Source organism: Rhodococcus sp. 3258, from assembly GCF_031456475.1.
GTDB classification, from domain to species: Bacteria; Actinomycetota; Actinomycetes; order Mycobacteriales; family Mycobacteriaceae; genus Rhodococcoides; species Rhodococcoides fascians.
This window is the reverse complement of the sequence record NZ_JAVDUT010000002.1, coordinates 1-18856: the sequence shown is the minus strand read 5'-3', so window position 1 is coordinate 18856 and position 18856 is coordinate 1. Positions and strand designations below refer to the sequence as shown.

Genomic DNA, 18856 nt, shown 5'->3' with positions numbered 1-18856 from the left:
CGGCGTCGGGCGGGCGGGCGGCTAGATCAGCACCGCACCGTTCGATGCCGAACCGACCAACTTCGAGTATTTGGCCAGTACTCCGCGGGTGTAGCGCGGAGGCAGCGGTGACCAACCCTCCTGGCGTGCTTGCATTTCGGCTGCGTCGACGAGAACGTCGAGGGTGCCCTTGCCGACGTCGAGTCGGATCTGGTCGCCGTCGCGGACGAAGGCGATGGGTCCGCCGTCGACTGCCTCGGGTGCCACGTGTCCGACGCAGAGGCCGGTGGTTCCGCCGGAGAATCGGCCGTCGGTGAGCAGCAGGACGTCCTTGCCCAGGCCCGCGCCCTTGATGGCTCCGGTGATCGCGAGCATTTCGCGCATGCCGGGTCCGCCCTTGGGTCCCTCGTAGCGGATGACGACGACGTCGCCTGCCGCGATGGTGCCGTCTTCGAGAGCATCCATGGCCGCGCGTTCACGCTCGAAAACTCGTGCGGTACCGACGAATACGTCGGAATCGAAACCGGCGGACTTGACGACGGCTCCGCCCGGGGCGAGTGATCCTTCGAGAATGGTGATGCCGCCGGTCGGGTGGATCGGCTTGTCCAGTGCGCGCAGCACTTTGCCGTCGGGGTCCGGGGGAGCGATGTGAGCGAGGTTCTCCGCCACGGTCTTTCCGGTGACGGTCATGCAGTCGCCGTGCATGAGGCCGGCGTCGAGCAGAGCCTTCATGACCACGGGGACACCGCCGATGGCGTCGACGTCGGTCATGACGTGCTTGCCGAAGGGCTTGACGTCGGCGAGGTGCGGAACTTTCGCTCCGACGCGGGTGAAGTCGGCGAGGGTCAGTTCGACCTGAGCTTCGTGCGCGATGGCCAGCAGGTGCAGCACGGCGTTGGTGGATCCGCCGAAAGCCATGACGACGGCGATTGCGTTCTCGAAGGCTTCCTTGGTGAGGATGTCGCTGGTGCGGATGCCGCGTCGCAGCAATTCGACGACGGCCTCGCCGCTGGCGTGTGCGAAGCCGTCCCGGCGACGATCCGGTGCCGGCGGAGAAGCGCTGCCGGGCAACGACATTCCCATTGCCTCGGCGGCGCTGGCCATGGTGTTCGCGGTGTACATGCCGCCGCAGGCACCTTCGCCGGGGCAGATGGCGCGTTCGATGGTGTCGACGTCGGCGCGCGACATCAGTCCACGTGAGCAGGCGCCGACGGCCTCGAAGGCGTCGATGATCGTCACCTGGTGTTCGCTGCCGTCGGACAGGGTGGCGAATCCGGGCAGGGTGGATCCGGCGTAGAGGAAGACGCTGGCGAGGTCGAGACGCGCGGCAGCCATCAACATTCCGGGCAGCGACTTGTCGCAGCCGGCGAGCAGCACGGAGCCGTCGAGACGTTCGGCGCTGATGACGGTTTCGACGCTGTCGGCGATGACCTCACGGGAGACCAACGAGAAGTGCATGCCCTCGTGGCCCATCGAGATGCCGTCGGACACCGAGATGGTGCCGAATTCCAACGGATACCCGCCGGCCGCGTGGACGCCCTTCTTGACTTCCTTCGCCAGTCGTTCGAGCGAGAGGTTGCAGGGAGTGATCTCGTTCCACGACGACGCGACGCCGATCTGGGACTTGACCCAGTCGTCGTCGCCCATCCCGACGGCGCGGAGCATGCCGCGGGCGGCAGTCTTCTCCAGCCCGTCGGTGACGTCCCGGCTACGTGGCTTGACGTCGACTTCGGGTGGATTGTGCGGGGTCGTCATGACACTCCTGAACGGTCGGCGATGGTGGCTCCTCGGTCGCGTCCTCAGGTTCCGCCCCGAGTCGCATTCACCGTCAACACTAAACCTGTGGCGCTGCGCTCTTTCGGCATGCACCGGAATGCCCTCCATCGAGTGACGAACGGCCCTGTCGAGCACCGCGACCTCGGGGCGACAGTGGGGGCGGATCCACCGCATCGCGGTGGGAGGTCGAGGAGAGACGATGAGCGATCAGCCGGATACGGCCGTGGTGGAAATGCTGGTGGAGCTCGCGTGTCGCGCGCCGTCGGTGCACAACAGCCAGCCGTGGAGGTGGACCTACTCCGAACACGGACTCGATCTGTACACCGACACCTCCCGCGTGCTGGGGGTGATCGACCCGACCGAACGGCAGATGGTGATGAGCTGCGGGGCTGCGTTGGACCATCTCGAGAAGGCTGCCGCGGCGTTTCGGTGGAAGACCGAGATCGACCTGTTGCCCGCCCCGGGCTCGCCGGATCATCTTGCTCGTATCCGTCTCGTGCACGACGCGCATCCTCGGTCGCGTGAGTTCGACATGTTGAGTGCGATTAATCGTCGGCACTCGGATCGGCGGGCGTTCGGCCCGGTGCCGACCGATCGCGTTCTGACGCGATATCTCGGTCGGCAGCACTACGGCACCGAGATGACCGTGTTGTCGGCAGAGTCGAAACAGACGTTGGCGAGGGCCTCGACGCTGAGCGCGGGCATCCGGAAGTTCGACGCGACGTACCAGGCCGAGATCAGATGGTGGGCCGGGCACTCGTTCCGTTCCGGCGGAATTCCGCCGGAGGCGCTGACGAACCGCGCGGATGCGTCGAGGGTGCAGGTGGGGCGAGCATTCCCCGAACCGCACCGCGTCGGCAAGGTGGTTCCGCGGGAGCCGGTCGAAGACGAGTCCACGGTGGTGCTGCTCGGCACACCGTCGGACGAACGACTGGATTGGCTGAACTGTGGCCGTGCCATGTCGACGTTTCTGCTGGCAGCGACCGCGGACGGCTTGGCGACGTGCCCGTTGACTCATATGACGGAACAGGGTCGAAGCAGGCGACTCGTCCAGTCGTTGGCACCGCACATCGGCATGGCACAGGTGCTGATTCGAGTCGGTACACCGATGATCGGTGCCCCGGCGCCTCGAACGCCACGACATGCGGTGGCCTCGGTGCTGTCTGCTCCCGCACGTGCAACGAACAGGAGACGATCGTGATTCTCGCAGCACATCAGAAAATCGTGGTGGGGGTGGATGGTTCGGCCGGCAGTATCGGCGCTGCGCTCTGGGCGGCGACACTGGCAGAAAGGGTGGACTCTCCCCTGCTCATCGCCGCTGCAGTACAGCAGCCTGTGATCTACATGGGCGAGCCCGCATATGTTGTGCCGAGGGAGGTGTGGGACGAGCAGCGCCAAGCTTCCGAACACATGGTGACCGACGTCGCTGCCGCAGTGCTGGCCCGTCATCCCGACCTTGCCGTCTCCACCTCGGTAGAGGAGGCGACGGCGTGCACGATGATGGTCGAACTCTCCTCCACCGCGCGGATGCTCGTCGTCGGCAATTCGGGTTCCGGTCCGATCGTGTCCGTTTTGTTCGGCAGTACGGCGCAGGAGACCTCGAACGCGGCCCTGTGCCCGGTGATCGTGTGGCGGGAGGGCGACGCCGGTTTCGACGCGCCGGTCCTCGTCGGTATCGACGGCAGTGCAACGAGTGAGGCGGCCGTCGAGCAGGCCTTCGATCTGGCCTCGTTGTTCGGTGTATCGATGATCGCAGCGCTCGCCTGGAACTCGTGGTCCCACGGTGCGGCGCTCTCCCCGCCGGGGCCGCATGACAGCACCGAGATCGAGCGTGAGCAGCAGATGCTGCTCTCCGAATGTCTGGCCGGATGGGCCGAGAAATATCCGGATGTCAGTGTCGAACATGTGGTGCGACAGGGTAACCCGGCGCATCTCCTTGTCGATCTGTCCAAGCGAGCCGGCCTCGTGGTGGTCGGCAGTCACGGGCGAGGAGTGGTTGCCCGAGCACTGTTCGGATCGACCAGTAGCAACCTCACCCGCCACGCCCACTGCCCGGTGATGATCTGCAGAGACCTATGACCAACCGCACCGTACCGAATCGTGTGCGCGGGAGTGAGGATCGACGACGAGTTCTGGACTCCGACAACGCTCATCGGCTTGCGCGACGGGCGACCGTCGCACGGCTGATCGGCCACGACCACTTCGGGCCCACCATCGACCCGGTCTCCATCGTGTGGAGCGGTAGTCGGGTGTATTTCTACGCCGAGGGGCGGTCGCGGTTGGGGTGGAGCGCGCTCGATTCCTCGGTCGTCCTGGAAGTGGACGCCGAGGACGACGCTCACCTGACCGTATCGACTGTCGTGATTCACGGAATCGCCCGTGCGGTTGTGGATGCTCGACTCGAAGTCCTCGAACAGCTACTGCCCCGGCCGCATTCGGACGGCCCACCGATGCACCGACTCGTCGAAGTGACCCCGACGTCGGTGTCGGGGGTCGAGCTGATGCGTGGACCGACTGCGGGCGAGACGAATTCACGAGGGTGAAGGCCGGGCCTCATGGCGGCAGGATCGGGACTTTCGACCCTGCCGTCGGCATCGAGAATTCGGCAATGTCGGTTCTACCGATTCGTCGACTTCGAGGAGTTCGAGATGAAGCAGCAAGTACACGACGGACACGACGGGCAGGCCGTGTTGGCCGAGGCCGAAAATGTCCTCGCCGAAGTGCTACTGGTGTGTGCCGTCGCCGCGGTAGGCCTTTTCTTGACGTTGCTCGCGTCCGGTGTGACCGGCTGGGCTGCGGTCTGCGGAGGTGCGGCAGCAGCGATGTTCGTGATGGCCGCAGTGAGCCTTCGTGCAGGGCAGCACGCCGCGCAAAGGTCGCATGCGCCTTCGGGTTCCGATTCTGTGGCGGGGTCGATGTGACGCCGACTTCTGGCGGACGTGAGCCCGCGAGAGCAGGAACGACGAGGAGGACCGACAGTGAAAGGCCACAGGTGCCGGGCTCGATGCGGGTCGATTCCGACTCCGTAGTCGTCGAGATTCCGACGCAATCGGTACCGATGGTGTTTCCGGTGACCACTGCATCGATCGACGGTGTCGTCCATTCGGTGGTGATCGCCGAGTACGGGCCTCTCAGCGGGGTCTCGCCCGACGGACACATCCTCAGAACAGCCGTGCTCGAACGGTGGCCGGACGCACGAGTGTTCGAGCGGCTCAGCACGGGTGAGCGAGGTGCGGACCCGCGCGGCTACGAGAGTTTCTACGTCGAATTGGAGCCGAGCGGTTGCCGAACCGACATCGACCTCGACGAGGTGTCCACGCTCTTCGGCCACTGACCGGACGCGAACACGGACTGCCAATTCGACTGCAACGCAATTCATCATGTCATGGCGACTGTGCCGTGGCCGTCGACATCGAGACAGGAAGATCACATGAGTAATTCCACCGCCCGCACACTTCCCATCGTCGTGGGTATCGACGGATCGGCCGAGGCCGAGGCTGCAGCCCGATGGGCCGGCACCTACGCGGACAAGGTCCACGCGACCGTACGTCTCGTTCATGCAGTCCCCGTGGGGGATTGGTACGGGTCGGCAGCATTCGTCGACGGTGGCGCGCTGGAGAGGGATCTTCGTGCCATGGGCCGCAAACACCTCGTCCGAGCAGAGGGCGAGGTACACGCCGCCGCACCCGGGGTATCCGTGGACACCGTCAGTGTGGACGGCACCATAGCGTTGTACGTGGCCGACGTGGGAGCAGACATGGTGGTGCTGGGATCCAGGAAGTCGAGCGCGATCCGCGACCTCACCCTCGGTAGCAACACGCTGCGCGTCATGACGCACGCGAAGTGTCCGGTGTTGTTGCTCCGCAACGAAAACGACAAGGCCGACGTGGTCCGTCCGATAGTGGTCGGGATCGACGGCAGCGAACAGTCCGATCGAGCGCTGGGTGCCGCGCTCGAGATGGCCGACAACCTGGGCGCACCCGTGATCGCGGTCAACTACTGGGGGTTCGCGGCTCAGGCCGGCATCGGGATGAGCGCCGGCTACATCGACTGGCAGGCGGTGCAGGAAGACGAGAAGCGTTGGCTGGAAACGCATGTGGAGAAGATGCACGAGAAGTATCCGGCTGTGCAGCTTACGACCGTCAGTGCCCAATCGAGCCCGACGCGAGGCTTGCGAGCGCTGTCTGCGTCGGCATCGATGCTCGTTGTCGGGTGCCGAGGTAGAGGTGCCCTCCGCGGTGCGATCCTGGGGTCGGTCAGTCAGAACCTCGTGCACCATGCCGAATGCTCGGTGTTGATCGTGCGGTGAGCAGTCAGTCGACGCTGCGTCTGTCGACCGGGGGTGCGCCCAGATCGCAGTGCGGTGGGCAGTCGGAGGTGTCGCCAGTGCTCTTGATCAGCGCCGCCGCGATGACGGCACCGAGTATTAAGAGCCCGGCGCACATCAGCATCGCCGAGTGGAATCCGGCCGAGAACACCTGTGGCGCGGAGTAATCGGACCCGGCAATGCCTGCCAATGCGGGCAGCGCGGCAACGGCGAGCAGTTGACTGGTTCTGGCGACAGCATTGTTGACGCCCGATGCGATTCCGGCGCGGTCGTCCGGTGCCGCGCTCAGGACGGCTCCGGTCAACGGGGCCACCAGAGCGGACAGGCCGAGGCCGAACACGACGACGGCGGGGAGAACATCGGCGACATAGGTGGATCCGGGCCCGATGCGCAGCATCAGCAGCAGCCCCGCCGCCGACAGCAGCGGCCCGACCGTCATCGGGATGCGCGGGCCGATGCGCCCCGCGAGCCGGCCCGCACGGGCCGACAGTACGAGCATCAGCACGGTGATCGGGATGGTGGCCAATCCGGCTGCGACAGGGGAGAACCCGACCGCGAACTGCAGCTGTAACACCAGGAGGAAGAACACCCCGCCCAGGGCGGCGTACACGGCGAAGGTCACGAGATTGGCTGCCAGGAACACGCGCGAGGCGAACAGTGACGGCGGTACCAGCGGATCGTGGGTGCGGCGCTCGATCACCACGAACATTCCGACCGCGACGATCCCCAACGCGAGCGCAAGAACGTGGGACTCGATCAGGCCGTACGTCAGCAGCCCGAGGGCAGCGGCGACCGTCACCGCGCCGGGGACGTCGAGGCGACCGGCGGCGTGCGGATCACGGCTCTCCGGAACATGTTTCATCGCCACCCACACGACCACCACGGCCAGTGGAACATTGATCAAGAACACCGCGCGCCAGCCGACGGCGTCGACGAGCCAGCCGCCGAGCAGTGGACCGATCGCCGACGCCACTCCGCCCAACCCCGACCACAGCCCGATCGCGGCTCCGCGATCGTCGGATCTGATGGACGCCGAGATCAGCGCGAGCGAACCCGGGGTCAGCAATGCCGCGCCGATGCCTTGGAGCAGCCGCGCGGCGATCAACACCTCGATGCTGGGGGCAAGACCGCACAGGACCGATGCCGCCGTGAACCAGACGGTGCCCCAGACGAACACCCGCCTGCGTCCGAGCCGGTCACCGAGCGAGCCCCCGAGCAGGATCAGCGACGCCAGCGCCAACGTGTAACCGCTGAGCGTCCACTGCAGTCCGGTGACACCCGATCCCAGATCCCGACCGATGGCCGGCAGCGCGATGTTGACCACGGTGGCGTCGAGCATCGCCAGAGACGACCCGAGCACGGTGGCCGCGACGATCCATCGGCCCCGCGCACTGGACAGGGAAATGGCTACATCGGGCCGCTCTGCAGGCTGCTCGGTCACAACTTCTCGACGCAGACGACGAAGTTGCGGGAGTCCTTCTCGAATCCGTACAACGCGGGGTCGGGGCAGTCGTCGACCGACGTGGTGCCCTGCAGGATGGTCACCACCCGGCGGGTGTCGGCACCCGGGGTGGCGCAGTCGACGCGTTGCGCGAACTCGCCCACCAAGTCCATGCAGCCACCGACGATCCAGTCGATGTCGAGGCACAGGGCCCCTTGCTCGATGTCGAAGTACGTCTCGTAGTAGTACTGATCGGCGTCGGGCGGGCATTCGGCCGAGGTCGGAGTCTTGGCGAACACGACGTAGTTGGACTGTGGGGATCCGCAGTTCGCATTGGCGACGGTGGCGTTCTCGACCGTCCCACCGAGTTCGACGCACTGGCCGATCTCGACGTCGATGTCGACGCTGCCGCCCTCGTCGATGTCGGGGGTCGGGGAACCGGTGGTGGTGCGTGGCGGCGTCGTGGTGGTGGGAATGCTGGCACCGGAGATGGCGACGGCGGTCCCGGATACCTCCGAGGCGCATCCGCTCAGTAGCACCGCCGCGCAGGCGGACAGAGCGACGACGAAAGCGCGGACCGAACGAGTGGGTGACGCCATGGTGAGTCCTGCTCTCGACGAAAGAAGCCTGCTGGGTGCATCGACCGTATGTGTGTAGAAAATATCGGACTCGGTTGTCGGCCGCATGAGGCAGGATGAAGTGCGTGGATCTTCCTCTCGCCGTTCCGGTTGCGCCGATGCTCGCCAAAGCCGCGAAAGTGGTGCCTCCTCAGCCCGAGGACGGGCCGCCGGCGTGGTCGTACGAGCCCAAATGGGACGGTTTTCGCGCCATCGTGTTCCGTGACGGCGACGAGGTGGTGCTGGGATCGCGCGGCGGCAAGGACCTGGCTCGCTACTTTCCCGAGCTCGTCGAGGCAGTCAAGGCCGAGCTACCCGAGAAGATCGTGATCGACGGGGAGATCGTGGTGCCGCGCGAGAAGAACGGTTCCACGCGCCTGGACTGGGAGTCGTTGTCCGAGCGCATCCATCCCGCGGCGAGCCGAGTGACGATGCTGGCGGAGAAGACACCGGCGCAGTTCATCGGCTTCGATCTGTTGGCCGTCGGCGACGAGGATCTGACGGGTGAGCCGTTCTCGACGCGGCGGACGCGATTGCTCGACGCGGTGGGCACGGGCGGGCCGAGTTGCTTCGTCACCTCGGCCACCGACGATGCGGCCGTGGCCGAGGACTGGTTCGAGCGGTTCGAGGGAGCAGGCCTCGACGGCGTCGTAGCGAAGAAGCTCGACGGGCCGTACCTGCCCAACAAGCGCGAGATGATCAAGATCAAGCATGCCCGTACCGCCGACTGCGTGTTGATCGGCTATCGAATTCACAAGTCCGGCAACGGCATCGGATCACTGCTGCTCGGCCTGTACGACGGCGAGGATCTGCGCATGATCGGCGGAGCGTCGGCGTTCACCGACAAGCGGCGGCTGGAGTTGCTCGAAGAACTCGAACCGCTTCGGCTCGGTGACGACGTCACCTACGACGGCGAGGCGACGCGTTGGAATTCGTCCAACGATCGCAATTGGATTCCGGTGCGCATCGAGCGGGTCATCGAAGTGGCCTACGACCAGATGGAAGGCGCGCGGCTGCGGCACGTGGCCAGGTTCCTGCGCTGGCGACCGGATCGCGATCCGCGCTCGTGCGCCTACGACCAGCTCGAGGTGCCGGTGCGCTACGACGTCGCCGATGTGATTGCTGGAGGGCGATAGGCATGGCCGCGAAAACACCACCGGCGTTCGTGCAGGCGGGCGAGCGCGAAGTGCGAGTGTCGAGTCCCGACCGCGTGATCTACGAAGCGACCGAACGCACCCCGGAGATCACCAAACTCCAGGTGTGCGAATACTTCGCCGCGGTGGGCGAACCGCTGATGCGGGCGATCGGCGACCGCCCGACCGCGATGGAGCGGTGGCCCGACGGCTACCGCGAGGGCATGCGATTGGCGCTCGGCCCGCAGGACAAGGAGGGCGACGGTTTCTATCAGAAGCGGTTGCCCAAGGGTGCGCCCGAGTGGATCGAGACCGTGAAGATCGCGTTCCCGAGCAAGCGCACTGCCGAGGAACTGTGTCCCTCCGAAACTGCGTCTCTGGTGTGGGCAGCTCAGATGGGCACGCTGACCTTTCATCCGTGGCCGGTACGACGACCGGACGTCGACCATCCCGACGAGCTGCGTCTCGATCTCGATCCGCAGCCCGGGACGACGTTCGCCGACGCGCTTCGGGTCGCCGATGTGACGCGAGAGCTGTTGGAGGAGTTGGGCTTACGCGGCTACCCCAAGACCAGCGGCAATCGTGGCATTCACATCTACGTGCGCATCGAGCCCGAGTACACCTTCGAGCAGGTGCGCCATGCGGCCATCGGCCTGGGCCGAGAACTCGAACGTCGCGACGACGGGGTGACCACCAACTGGTGGAAAGAAGAACGCGGAGAACGCATCTTCATCGATTACAACCAGAACAACCGTGACCGCACCATAGCCAGCGCGTGGAGTCTGCGAGCCCGTCCCGGAGCGACGGTGAGTACGCCGATGACGTGGTCGCAGTTGGCGGACGTCACCGATCCGCGTGACTTCAACCTCGTCACCGTGCCGGAACTGGTGCAGGACGGCGACCCGTGGGCCGACATGGACAAGAAGGCCTATTCACTGGAACCGCTTCTGCACCTGTGGGAAACACTGCCGGGTGGTGAGCTGAACTTCCCGCCCGACTACCCCAAGATGCCCGGCGAACCACCCCGAGTGCAGCCGTCGAAGAAAGTCGCCGAGCACTGGGATGCGGAAGGAAATCGCACCGACAGCTAGTTCCGCTCGGCCTGGGCAGGGTTGCACACTACGTAGCGTTGTCGACGGGATCCGGTCGATCGAGCCGTGTTCTGTGCAACCCGGCCCACCCTCACATGGATTCGAGTTCCCGGATCAACGTCGCCGCGTCGTACGGCCCCACGTGGCGGGTGAGGTTCTTGTCGCCGCGACCCAGGTAGAACGTCGGAGTGCCGCCCACATCGGAGGACGTGGCGTCGAGTTCGTCGTCCTCGACGCGCACCACGTAGTCGCCGGTGCGGATGTCGTCCTCGAATCTGTCCATGTCGAGGCCGAGTTCGCGTGCGTACCCGTCGATGTCGTCGGGTTCGAGGGCGTCGCTGTTGCGGAACAACACGTCGGCCATCTCCCAGAACTTGCCCTGCGCCGCGGCAGCCTCGCTGGCATACGCGGCGTAGCGGGCATGGGGGTGGTAGTCGTCCAGCGGCAGGTGTCGGTAGACATACCGGAGGTCGTCGCCGAAATGCTTGCGTACCTCGGCGACGCTGCCGGTTGCTTTGCTGCAGAACGGGCATTCGAAATCGGCGTATTCGACGATCGTCAGCGGAGCGTCGACGGGCCCGCGGATGTGATCGCGCTTGGCGCTGACCGGACGCAGAATACGCAGCGACGCTTCGGCTTTCGGCGGGTGGATCTTCGCGTCGATGCGGAACAGAATCCAGCCGAGCAGGGCAGCGATGACCGAGGCCGCCAGCACGCCGACGCGGGCCTCGTCGGCCAGCAGCGGATCGTCGAGCGCGAGATCGATGATGAACAGCGAGATCGTGAATCCGATTCCGGACATCGCCGCACCGCCCGCGATGTGCGACATGGTCAGCCCCGGAGCCAGAGCCGAGGGTCGCAACTTCGCGAAAATGGCCGAGGCCCCGGTGATTCCGATGAGCTTGCCGAGCACCAGGCCGGCGATGATGCCCCAGGTGAGCGTCGACGTGGAGGCAGCCTTCAGGGTGTCCGAGCTGAGCACCACCCCGGCATTGGCGAGCGCGAAGATCGGCACGATGATGAACGCGGTGTACGGCTGATACAGGCGCATCAGTCTCTCGTTGACCGAGACGGCTTGATCCAGGCCGAGTCTCGCGGCGCGGGCGTATTCGGGATTCGGCGATTGACGGAAGGCGCGGGTGAGGTCCGAGGCTCGTTCCACCTCGGAGCGACGCGGCGGGTACACCGGAAGAATCAGTGCGATCATCACGCCGGCGAGCGTGGGGTGAACTCCCGACTCGTACATCGCGACCCACGTGAACAGTGCGACGACGAAGTACCCGACACCGCGCCACACCTCGAGCCGACGCAACAGGAAGATCAGTCCGAGCCCGATGAACGCCAACACCAACGGAACCACGTCGAGATCGTCGGTGTAGAAGAACGCGATGATCGCCAGCGCGCCCACGTCGTCGGCCACGGCCAGCGTCAACAAGAAGATCCGCAGCCGCGCGGCCTTCTTCGGGCCGAGTACCGCAAGGGCACCGAGCAGGAACGCGGTATCGGTGGAGATGACCACGCCCCAGGCCTGGGCGGCCGGGCCGGAGGGGTTGAAGGCGAGGAACAGCAGCGCGGGTGCGGCCAGACCGGCGAGTGCAGCCACGATGGGAATCGCTGCGCGCGATCTGTCGGTGAGCTCACCCATCGCGAACTCGCGTTTGACCTCGAGGCCGACGACGAAGAAGAACAGCGCCATCAGCCCGTCGTTGACCCAGTGGGCGAGGTCGAGGGAGATGCCGTGCTCACCCACGGTGATCGACAGTTCGGTGTGCCAGAACGACTGATAGGTGTCACCGAGTGGTGAGTTCGCCCAGATCAGGGCGATCAACGTGGCCGCCAGCAGGAAGCCCGCGGCCAAGGTTTCACTGTTCTTCTCGCCGCGAGCCCGCGAGATCCGTTCGACGAATCGTGCCATCGGCCGGTCCGTCGGCGTGATCTGATCTGCCATCTGCAGCCCGGGTCCTTCCTCGGAGGTGTTGTGAAGCAGTCTGTACCAACACGGCGGTCGACGCTTTACTTCCACGCAGGTCAGTACCCTGGATGGTTCTCTTGCCGGGAAGCGTTGTCGAAGAGATGTGCACGACATATTCGGCGAACGGCATTAGTCCGCCGAGAATCGGGAATACGAGCCCGACTCACCCCTGCCACTAAGGAACATCCATGCGTGATTTCATCTGCCGCAAGTGCGGACAGAAGCTGTCGTTCGAGAACTCACTGTGTCTGAGCTGCTCGAGCGCACTCGGCTTCCATCTGCCGAGCAGAGCCCTCCTGGTGCTCCCGGACAAGGAAGACGGCATCTCCGAGGCCGAGGTGGACGGTGCCATCTGGAAGACGTGCGCCAATCTCAACACCGCACGCTGCAACTGGCTGGTCGACGCATCCGATTCCGACGACCTCTGCCTGTCCTGCCGGCTGACGCGGACTCGCCCGGCCGACGACGACCTGGACGCCATGGCCGCCTACGCGGACGCGGAGACCAACAAGCGTCGCGTCATCCTCGAGCTCACCGAGCTGGGTCTGCCGATCGTCGGCCGGGACGAGGACGCGTCCACGGGTCTGATGTTCGATCTGCTCTCCAGCGCCAACCAGCAGGTGATGACCGGTCACAACAACGGTCTGATCACCCTGGACCTCGCCGAGGGCGACGACGTGCACCGCGAGCAGCTCCGCGTGGAGATGTCGGAGCCCTACCGCACGCTGGTCGGGCACTTCCGTCACGAGATCGGCCATTACTACCAGATGGTGCTGGTCGGAGACGGTGAACACCGCGCGGCGTTCGAGGAACTGTTCGGCGATCCGGATTCGAGCTACCAGGATGCGCTCGATCGCCACTACAGCGAAGGTGCACCGGAGGGCTGGGAGGACACCTACGTCTCGTCCTATGCCACCATGCACCCCGCCGAGGACTGGGCCGAGACCTTCGCCCACTACCTGCACATCCGCGACACCCTCGACACGGCCGCGGCCTTCGGGATGGCACCGGCCGGATCCACCCTCGAGAGCCCGCTGCCCGGCGAGGTCGGCTTCGATCAGATCATCGACTGGTGGCTGCCGTTGTCGTGGGCACTCAACCAGATCAACCGATCGATGGGTCACCAGGACCTGTACCCGTTCGTGCTGCCGGCGACCGTCGTGAAGAAGATCGGCTTCGTGCACTCTCTGGTGGCACCCAGCGCTCTGTGAGCCTCGCTCACGGTCGTTGAGCTCAGCGCCCAGGGGCGTATCCTGTGTTGTCGGCATCCGCCGATACCGGGTACGCCCCCTGCGCATTAGTGGGCAGAGTGCAGTCGCGGGCAGAGTGCAGCAGTAGGACGAGGTGACCACCATCAGCGAGCAGACACTGAACGCGTCGGGTGCCATCCCGCGGGTTACCGACTTCCAGCTGAGTCGCCGGCTGGCCGAGGTGGCCGAGAAGCTGCGGCGTCAGCATTCCGATCCCGATCGCGTCCTGGCCATGATCACCGAGGCCGCGGTCGCTCAGGTCCCCAATGCCGAGTACGCATCCATCACGACGGTCATGCAGGGCAAGTTCGTGCATAGCGCAGCCCTTTCAGGAGAAGTTGCCGGGCACTGCGACAAGATTCAGGAGCAGCTGGGCGAGGGGCCGTGCCTCGAGTCGGCGATCGAACAGACGACCATCCGTATCGACGACATGGACAGCGAGACTCGATGGCCTCAGTTCACCGATGCAGCGTCTGCGCTCGGGGTCAAGAGCATGATCTGCTTTCAGCTCTACGTCGAAGGGTTCAATTTCGGCGCACTCAACCTGCATTCGACGCGAACCGGCGCGTTCTCGGCCGAGGCCGAATCCATCGGTTCGTTGTTCGCTGCGCACGCGGCCATCGCGTTCTCCAGCGCCCGGGAAGAACAGCAGATCAGGGCCGCGCTGACCAGCCGGGATCTGATCGGGCAGGCCAAGGGCATGCTGATGGAACGCTACAACCTCAATTCGCAGGCGGCGTTCGCGTTGCTGGCCAAGCTCTCTCAGGACACCAACGTCAAGCTGGCCGATCTCGCCGTGCAGTTGGTCGACGACGCGGCGAAGTCCACCGAATAGCGACCGGGGCTTCGGGCCTCATCGCACGTCGAGTCCGTCGGTGCTGGCGACCGATACGGCGGGAGCATCGGTGGCGATGAACACCTCGATCCGCACGTCCTCGTCCAGATAGCGGCTCAGTGCAGCCAGTCCGGTTGTGGCAGCGATGATCTCGTGAACCCGGTCGCCCGAGATGGGATAGTCGTCCACGTCGTGACGCCAATGCGCGGCCACCAGTGTGCCTCCGGCCTCCAGCCGCCCGACGATGCGGCTCATGGCGGCCGCCAGGTCGTCGTCGTCGAGGTAATAGCCCACCTCGCTGACGACGATCAGATCGAACTTCTCGTGGGGGTTCGGCAACGCAGATACGTCGTCGGAGAGGGACCACAGTGCGAAATCGACTGCAGCACTCTCGCCTACGCGCGCGCGAGCCGTATCCAGTGCGCTCTGCACCACGTCGGTCGACACCAGATGCTCACAGCGGGCAGCGAGCTGTTCGGTGAGCACGCCGATGGAGCAACCGGGTTCGAGGCCGCGTCGATAGTGCGGCTTGGGCAGCGATGCCAGGGTGAGGGCATACTTGCGACGCTCGTACCACTTGCTGTCGAGCATGAACGGATCCTCGTGCGCGGCATACACATCGCGGAAGTATTCCGGACTCAAGCTCATGCGGACAGCCTACTCATGCGAAGACGACTTCGAACGGACGTCGGAACCGCGTCAGGATGTGCGGTGGCAACACTGCGCGATCTGCCGGGTGATCGGACAGCGGTCGAATCTGAGATTCGAAACGCTCGATCGATGCCCGTTTCGCCTCGACGGCATGCGCGGGCAGGTCGATGCGGCGACTGCGTGACCACGGCACCGCCCGGTGTTCGGGAGTTGCCCAGTGCCACATCCAGATCGGATATTCCACCACCGGTATCCCCACGACGGCGGCCGCGGTGAGGCAGGCACGCGCCGTGGCTTCGTGATCGGGGTGGCCGTCCCCGCGCCACGGCGTCAGGCACCAGGTACCCGGAGTGGCGTCGAGCAGCGGTACCAGCGCGCGGGCCAGAGCGTCCTCGTGCTTTTCGACCTCGCCGTCGGTGAACTGCAGCCGCGTCGGCGGCTGAACGATGCCCAGTTCGGCGAGGGCACGCTCGGACTCGACGGGCCGCAGGGCGCGCAGGTCCTCGGCCGACACCGTCGGAGATCCCGGATGCGAACCGTCGCCGTCGGTGACCGCGACGACCCGTACGTCGACACCTGCGGCTGCGGCCATCGACAGCAACCCACCGACGCCCAGTACTTCGTCGTCGGGATGGGGTGCCACGACGACCATGGTGACGACATCGCTCCAGTGCAGACCGGGAATCGACCAATCTGCGGACAGCCAGTCCGATTCGGCGGTACCGAGGTCGACGTCGGCGTCGAATGCGTTCTCTACCAAGGGTTGTCTTCCTGTGCGATGTCGTGTCCGAGGGCTTCGAGGTCGCGTTCGGCGTGGCTCTGTCGCAGATAGACGGTGAGGTCGGCGACGCGTCGAGCATGCTCTGCGTCTGCGCACAGCGGGCCGGCACCGAGCGCTCGCCCGACGCGGTCGATGCACTGCGTGGCGGCATCCTCGACGACGGCGCGCACGATGCGAGCACGGATCCGAGCGCGGCCGGAGCGGTCGAACGGATCTGCGTCGACCTCGGCTGCCGCGGTGGTCAGGGCACTCGACGCGGCTCCGAGAGCCGATGCGATGGCACCGAGGTGAGCGGCGCGATGTGGGTCGGGACGCGAGCGCACGGTCGAATGAAGGGTGTCGGCCACCGCGCAGGCGCTACCGAACCAGACGGCCGACACTCCGATCGCCCCATGCCAGAAGCCCGGCCGGGTCAGGTAGTCCGTCGGTCCACCGACCACGACAGCGGGGACACGATCGAATGCCACCGAGCCCGAGTCGCTCTCGCGCATTCCGACGGCATGCCACGTGTTCGGCACCGGGGCAGCACCCGGATGAGTCAGGTCCACTGCGAACAATCGCGGCTCGCCGTCGACGCGAGCGGTCACGAGTGCGTGGGTGCAGACGGACGCCCCCGAACACCACGGCTTGGTCCCGGACAGGAGCCACCCCGAATCGCCGCGTACCGCTTCCAGAATCGGAGCCGGGGGTTCCGCAGCCCACACGCCCCAGATCTGGCCACGCTCGGGCGTCGGGCCGTCGAGCTCGTGCAGAATCGCGATCGCATCGGTGTGTGCCTCGGCCCAGCGGCCCAGGACGGTGTCGTGCCGACCCAGCGCAGCCAGCGACTGCCACCGGTGGTCTGTGTTTCCCGAGCCGGGGAGAGCCAGATCCAACCGCCCGTCCGCCTCGAACGCGAGAAACTGCGCGCGTAACGCCGACTCGAGATCGGTGGTGCGATCGGGGGTGTCGACGAATCCGGTGTCGGTCATGCAGAAGGCTCCAGAGAACGAAGGAAGCCGGCCATACCGTCGGGTGCTCTGCCGCGCAGGCGGCCCGAAGTATCGACCGGAATGTCACACACCCTGCGGCACACGGTGCCGCCGAGCTCCAGACGACGGACCAGGTCGTGATCCTCGCCGGTGGCGAGCGGCGCGAACCCGCCGACCGCCCAGTAGTCCGTCGCCCGAACACCCAGGTTGGCACCGTGGACGTGGGGATGGCCCACCTCGTTCACGTACTGAGCGTCATAGGAGGAGCGCAGTGCTTCGTCGTCGACGATGCGGTCCTCGAAGCGCACCGACACCGTCCCGACCACAGCCCGGGCACCCTCGGCGGCGTGCCGCAGATGCCCCACCAGCCACTGCTCGCCCACGGTCGAGTCGGCGTCGGTGGTGGCGTACCACGTGTCGGCGCGGCCCAGACCGCCGTTCAGGTCCGCTGCGAATCCGGCCGCCCGCGCGGCTCCCACGTTGCGATGGGCCACCGTCACGACCGAGACGGACGGGTGACGCGCCGCGACACGCGCCGAACCGTCGGTGCACGCGTCGAGAACGACCGTCGTGGATACCGTCACCGGGGCGACGTCGGCGACGCGACGTGCGGCCTTCGCCAGGGCATTCAGGCAGGCGTCGAGCAGATCCTGTTCGTCGTGTGCGGGCACGACGACGACGATGCGACGGACTGGAGTGCTGGTATCGACAGTCACGAGCCACCCTTTCGGACACCGGACCTCGAGCCCGTTGCGGAACCGCCGGTGGCTGGACGGAGTACGTTGCATGCGACATACCCGTTCGCAGACGATCGACACCTACGGCTCGAAGAAGGGGCTCGGGTGGCGGGAAGCTACTCGTCGTCGTGGATTCCGTCGTCGTTTTCGGCAATATCCGATTAGCAAAAGTCCGGGTGGTATGTGTTAATGGGCGTTGCCCCGCGGCAGCACTGCTACTGGGCATCACGACGCAGTACGAAGGATGGTCGGGTCACATGGCAACTCAGGTTCGCACTCGCAGGTTCGCCCGTATCGGGGCAATTCTCGCAGGTACGGCGCTCGCCGCCTCTGCAGCATTCGGATCTGCCCAGGCGGCTCCGCTGTGGCCGGGCGGCCCCGACGTGTCGATCCCCGGCGTGCCCGGATCCTCGGACCCGGCGGCACCGGCACCCGCCCCGCAGCAGCGGGTGGCACCGTTGGCACCGGCGAACTTCGCCGATCCCAGCATCAGCCCGTCCGGCGGCGAGGTCGTCGGAGTGGCGCAACCCATCGCGATCCGCTTCGACGAGGCCATCGGAGATCGCGACGCCGCACTGCGCGCCATCCGCGTTACCACGAACCCGTCCGTGGACGGCCACTTCTACTGGATCAACGACACTCAGGTGCGGTGGCTGCCCAACGAGTTCTACCCGGCGCACACCCAGGTGACCGTCGAAGCAGGCGGCGCGAAAGCCGAGTTCTCCACCGGCGACTCGATCATCACCACGGCCGACGACAACACCAAGCAGATCACCGTCACCCGCAACGGCGAGGTCGTTCGCACGATGCCCACCTCCATGGGCAAGGTCGGCCACGAAACCCCGAACGGCACCTACATCGTCGGCGAGCGCTTCCGCGACATGTACATGGACTCCTCCACCTACGGGGTGCCGGTGGACTCCGAAGAGGGCTACCGCACGTACGTCGAGTACGCCACGCGCATCTCGTACAGCGGCATCTTCGTCCACGCCGCGCCGTGGTCCGAGTCGCAGCAGGGCTACTCCAACTCCTCGCACGGCTGCCTCAACGTCAGCACCGAAGACGGCAAGTGGTTCTTCGAGAACGCCCAGAAGGGTGACCCCGTCATCGTCGTCAACACCGACGGCGGCACCCTCAGCGGATCCGACGGCCTCGGAGACTGGAACCGCTAGTGCCTGCGGCAGTGGTGGGGGGGGTTTTTGGGGGCGGCGCGACAACAAAACAACACACACCAACGGATAGTGGTTGGTGGGGGACCAGGGGGGGGGGGGGGAGAAAAAATATAAACCGAAATA

The 18856-nt window shown here is 65.8% G+C and carries 19 protein-coding genes; 11 read left to right on the top strand and 8 right to left on the bottom strand.

Features of this window, described 5'->3' with window-relative positions; translation table 11 throughout:
• Positions 1 to 21 precede the first annotated feature (21 nt).
• On the bottom strand, positions 22 to 1734 hold the full coding sequence (gene ilvD, locus J2X62_RS07455; protein WP_310179435.1) for a dihydroxy-acid dehydratase: 1713 nt from the start codon (positions 1732 to 1734) through the stop codon (positions 22 to 24).
• Positions 1735 to 1954: 220 nt separating this feature from the next.
• On the opposite strand from ilvD, the gene J2X62_RS07450 reads away from it, so the two are divergent.
• The 6 genes from J2X62_RS07450 to J2X62_RS07425 all read left to right on the top strand — a co-directional run bounded on the left by J2X62_RS07450 (position 1955) and on the right by J2X62_RS07425 (position 6064).
• The gene (locus tag J2X62_RS07450) at positions 1955 to 2956 is read left to right on the top strand and encodes an Acg family FMN-binding oxidoreductase (protein WP_310179433.1); all 1002 of its coding nucleotides are present in this window, start codon (positions 1955 to 1957) and stop codon (positions 2954 to 2956) included.
• Positions 2953 to 3834, top strand: coding sequence for a universal stress protein (locus J2X62_RS07445; RefSeq protein ID WP_310179431.1), 882 nt, complete (start codon positions 2953 to 2955; stop codon positions 3832 to 3834). Before J2X62_RS07450 ends, J2X62_RS07445 begins: the two co-directional genes overlap by 4 nt.
• The gene (locus J2X62_RS07440) at positions 3831 to 4298 is read left to right on the top strand and encodes a pyridoxamine 5'-phosphate oxidase family protein (protein WP_045841632.1); all 468 of its coding nucleotides are present in this window, start codon (positions 3831 to 3833) and stop codon (positions 4296 to 4298) included. Before J2X62_RS07445 ends, J2X62_RS07440 begins: the two co-directional genes overlap by 4 nt.
• 105 nt (positions 4299 to 4403) lie before the next feature.
• Positions 4404 to 4676 carry a hypothetical protein gene (locus J2X62_RS07435; RefSeq protein WP_139278565.1) on the top strand — a complete coding sequence of 91 codons (273 nt, stop codon included), beginning with the start codon at positions 4404 to 4406 and terminating at the stop codon, positions 4674 to 4676.
• A gap of 83 nt (positions 4677 to 4759) precedes the next feature.
• On the top strand, positions 4760 to 5089 hold the full coding sequence (locus tag J2X62_RS07430; RefSeq protein WP_310179425.1) for a hypothetical protein: 330 nt from the start codon (positions 4760 to 4762) through the stop codon (positions 5087 to 5089).
• A gap of 96 nt (positions 5090 to 5185) precedes the next feature.
• Positions 5186 to 6064, top strand: a complete 879-nt coding sequence (locus tag J2X62_RS07425; RefSeq protein WP_310179424.1) for a universal stress protein — start codon at positions 5186 to 5188, stop codon at positions 6062 to 6064.
• Between the two features lie 4 nt (positions 6065 to 6068).
• Here the strand turns inward: J2X62_RS07425 and J2X62_RS07420 are convergent, their stop codons facing one another.
• Positions 6069 to 7421: an MFS transporter gene (locus J2X62_RS07420; protein ID WP_231578237.1), complete on the bottom strand. Its 1353-nt coding sequence runs from the start codon at positions 7419 to 7421 to the stop codon at positions 6069 to 6071.
• Between the two features lie 98 nt (positions 7422 to 7519).
• On the bottom strand, positions 7520 to 8122 hold the full coding sequence (locus tag J2X62_RS07415; RefSeq protein ID WP_310179421.1) for a hypothetical protein: 603 nt from the start codon (positions 8120 to 8122) through the stop codon (positions 7520 to 7522).
• A 104-nt stretch (positions 8123 to 8226) separates the two neighbouring features.
• Between J2X62_RS07415 and J2X62_RS07410 the strand changes: the two genes are divergently transcribed.
• Together J2X62_RS07410 and J2X62_RS07405 are read left to right on the top strand one after the other, a co-directional pair.
• Positions 8227 to 9276: an ATP-dependent DNA ligase gene (locus J2X62_RS07410; RefSeq protein WP_222065503.1), complete on the top strand. Its 1050-nt coding sequence runs from the start codon at positions 8227 to 8229 to the stop codon at positions 9274 to 9276.
• A 2-nt stretch (positions 9277 to 9278) separates the two neighbouring features.
• On the top strand, positions 9279 to 10364 hold the full coding sequence (locus tag J2X62_RS07405) for a DNA polymerase domain-containing protein (RefSeq protein WP_222097338.1): 1086 nt from the start codon (positions 9279 to 9281) through the stop codon (positions 10362 to 10364).
• Between the two features lie 91 nt (positions 10365 to 10455).
• Here J2X62_RS07405 and nhaA read toward each other — a convergent pair whose 3' ends face one another.
• Positions 10456 to 12312, bottom strand: a complete 1857-nt coding sequence (nhaA, locus tag J2X62_RS07400) for a Na+/H+ antiporter NhaA (RefSeq protein ID WP_032369555.1) — start codon at positions 12310 to 12312, stop codon at positions 10456 to 10458.
• Positions 12313 to 12524: 212 nt separating this feature from the next.
• On the opposite strand from nhaA, the gene J2X62_RS07395 reads away from it, so the two are divergent.
• Complete coding sequence (locus tag J2X62_RS07395) at positions 12525 to 13547, top strand: putative zinc-binding metallopeptidase (protein ID WP_027495263.1); 1023 nt, start codon at positions 12525 to 12527, stop codon at positions 13545 to 13547.
• 133 nt (positions 13548 to 13680) lie between these two features.
• Positions 13681 to 14421, top strand: coding sequence for a GAF and ANTAR domain-containing protein (locus J2X62_RS07390; protein WP_201010175.1), 741 nt, complete (start codon positions 13681 to 13683; stop codon positions 14419 to 14421).
• Positions 14422 to 14439: 18 nt separating this feature from the next.
• Here the strand turns inward: J2X62_RS07390 and J2X62_RS07385 are convergent, their stop codons facing one another.
• From J2X62_RS07385 to J2X62_RS07370, 4 genes are read right to left on the bottom strand one after another with little or no spacing between them, the layout of a single operon-like run.
• On the bottom strand, positions 14440 to 15069 hold the full coding sequence (locus J2X62_RS07385) for an SAM-dependent methyltransferase (RefSeq protein ID WP_310179410.1): 630 nt from the start codon (positions 15067 to 15069) through the stop codon (positions 14440 to 14442).
• 13 nt (positions 15070 to 15082) lie between these two features.
• Positions 15083 to 15832, bottom strand: coding sequence for a PIG-L deacetylase family protein (locus J2X62_RS07380; RefSeq protein ID WP_179274116.1), 750 nt, complete (start codon positions 15830 to 15832; stop codon positions 15083 to 15085).
• Positions 15826 to 16824, bottom strand: a complete 999-nt coding sequence (locus J2X62_RS07375) for an acyl-CoA dehydrogenase family protein (protein WP_057474453.1) — start codon at positions 16822 to 16824, stop codon at positions 15826 to 15828. Before J2X62_RS07375 ends, J2X62_RS07380 begins: the two co-directional genes overlap by 7 nt.
• Positions 16821 to 17540 (bottom strand): glycosyltransferase family 2 protein, encoded by a 720-nt coding sequence (locus J2X62_RS07370; RefSeq protein ID WP_256987349.1) that lies wholly within the window; start codon positions 17538 to 17540, stop codon positions 16821 to 16823. The genes J2X62_RS07375 and J2X62_RS07370 overlap by 4 nt, the downstream gene beginning before the upstream one ends.
• A 278-nt stretch (positions 17541 to 17818) precedes the next feature.
• On the opposite strand from J2X62_RS07370, the gene J2X62_RS07365 reads away from it, so the two are divergent.
• The gene (locus tag J2X62_RS07365; RefSeq protein ID WP_310179403.1) at positions 17819 to 18733 is read left to right on the top strand and encodes a L,D-transpeptidase; all 915 of its coding nucleotides are present in this window, start codon (positions 17819 to 17821) and stop codon (positions 18731 to 18733) included.
• Positions 18734 to 18856 lie beyond the last annotated feature (123 nt).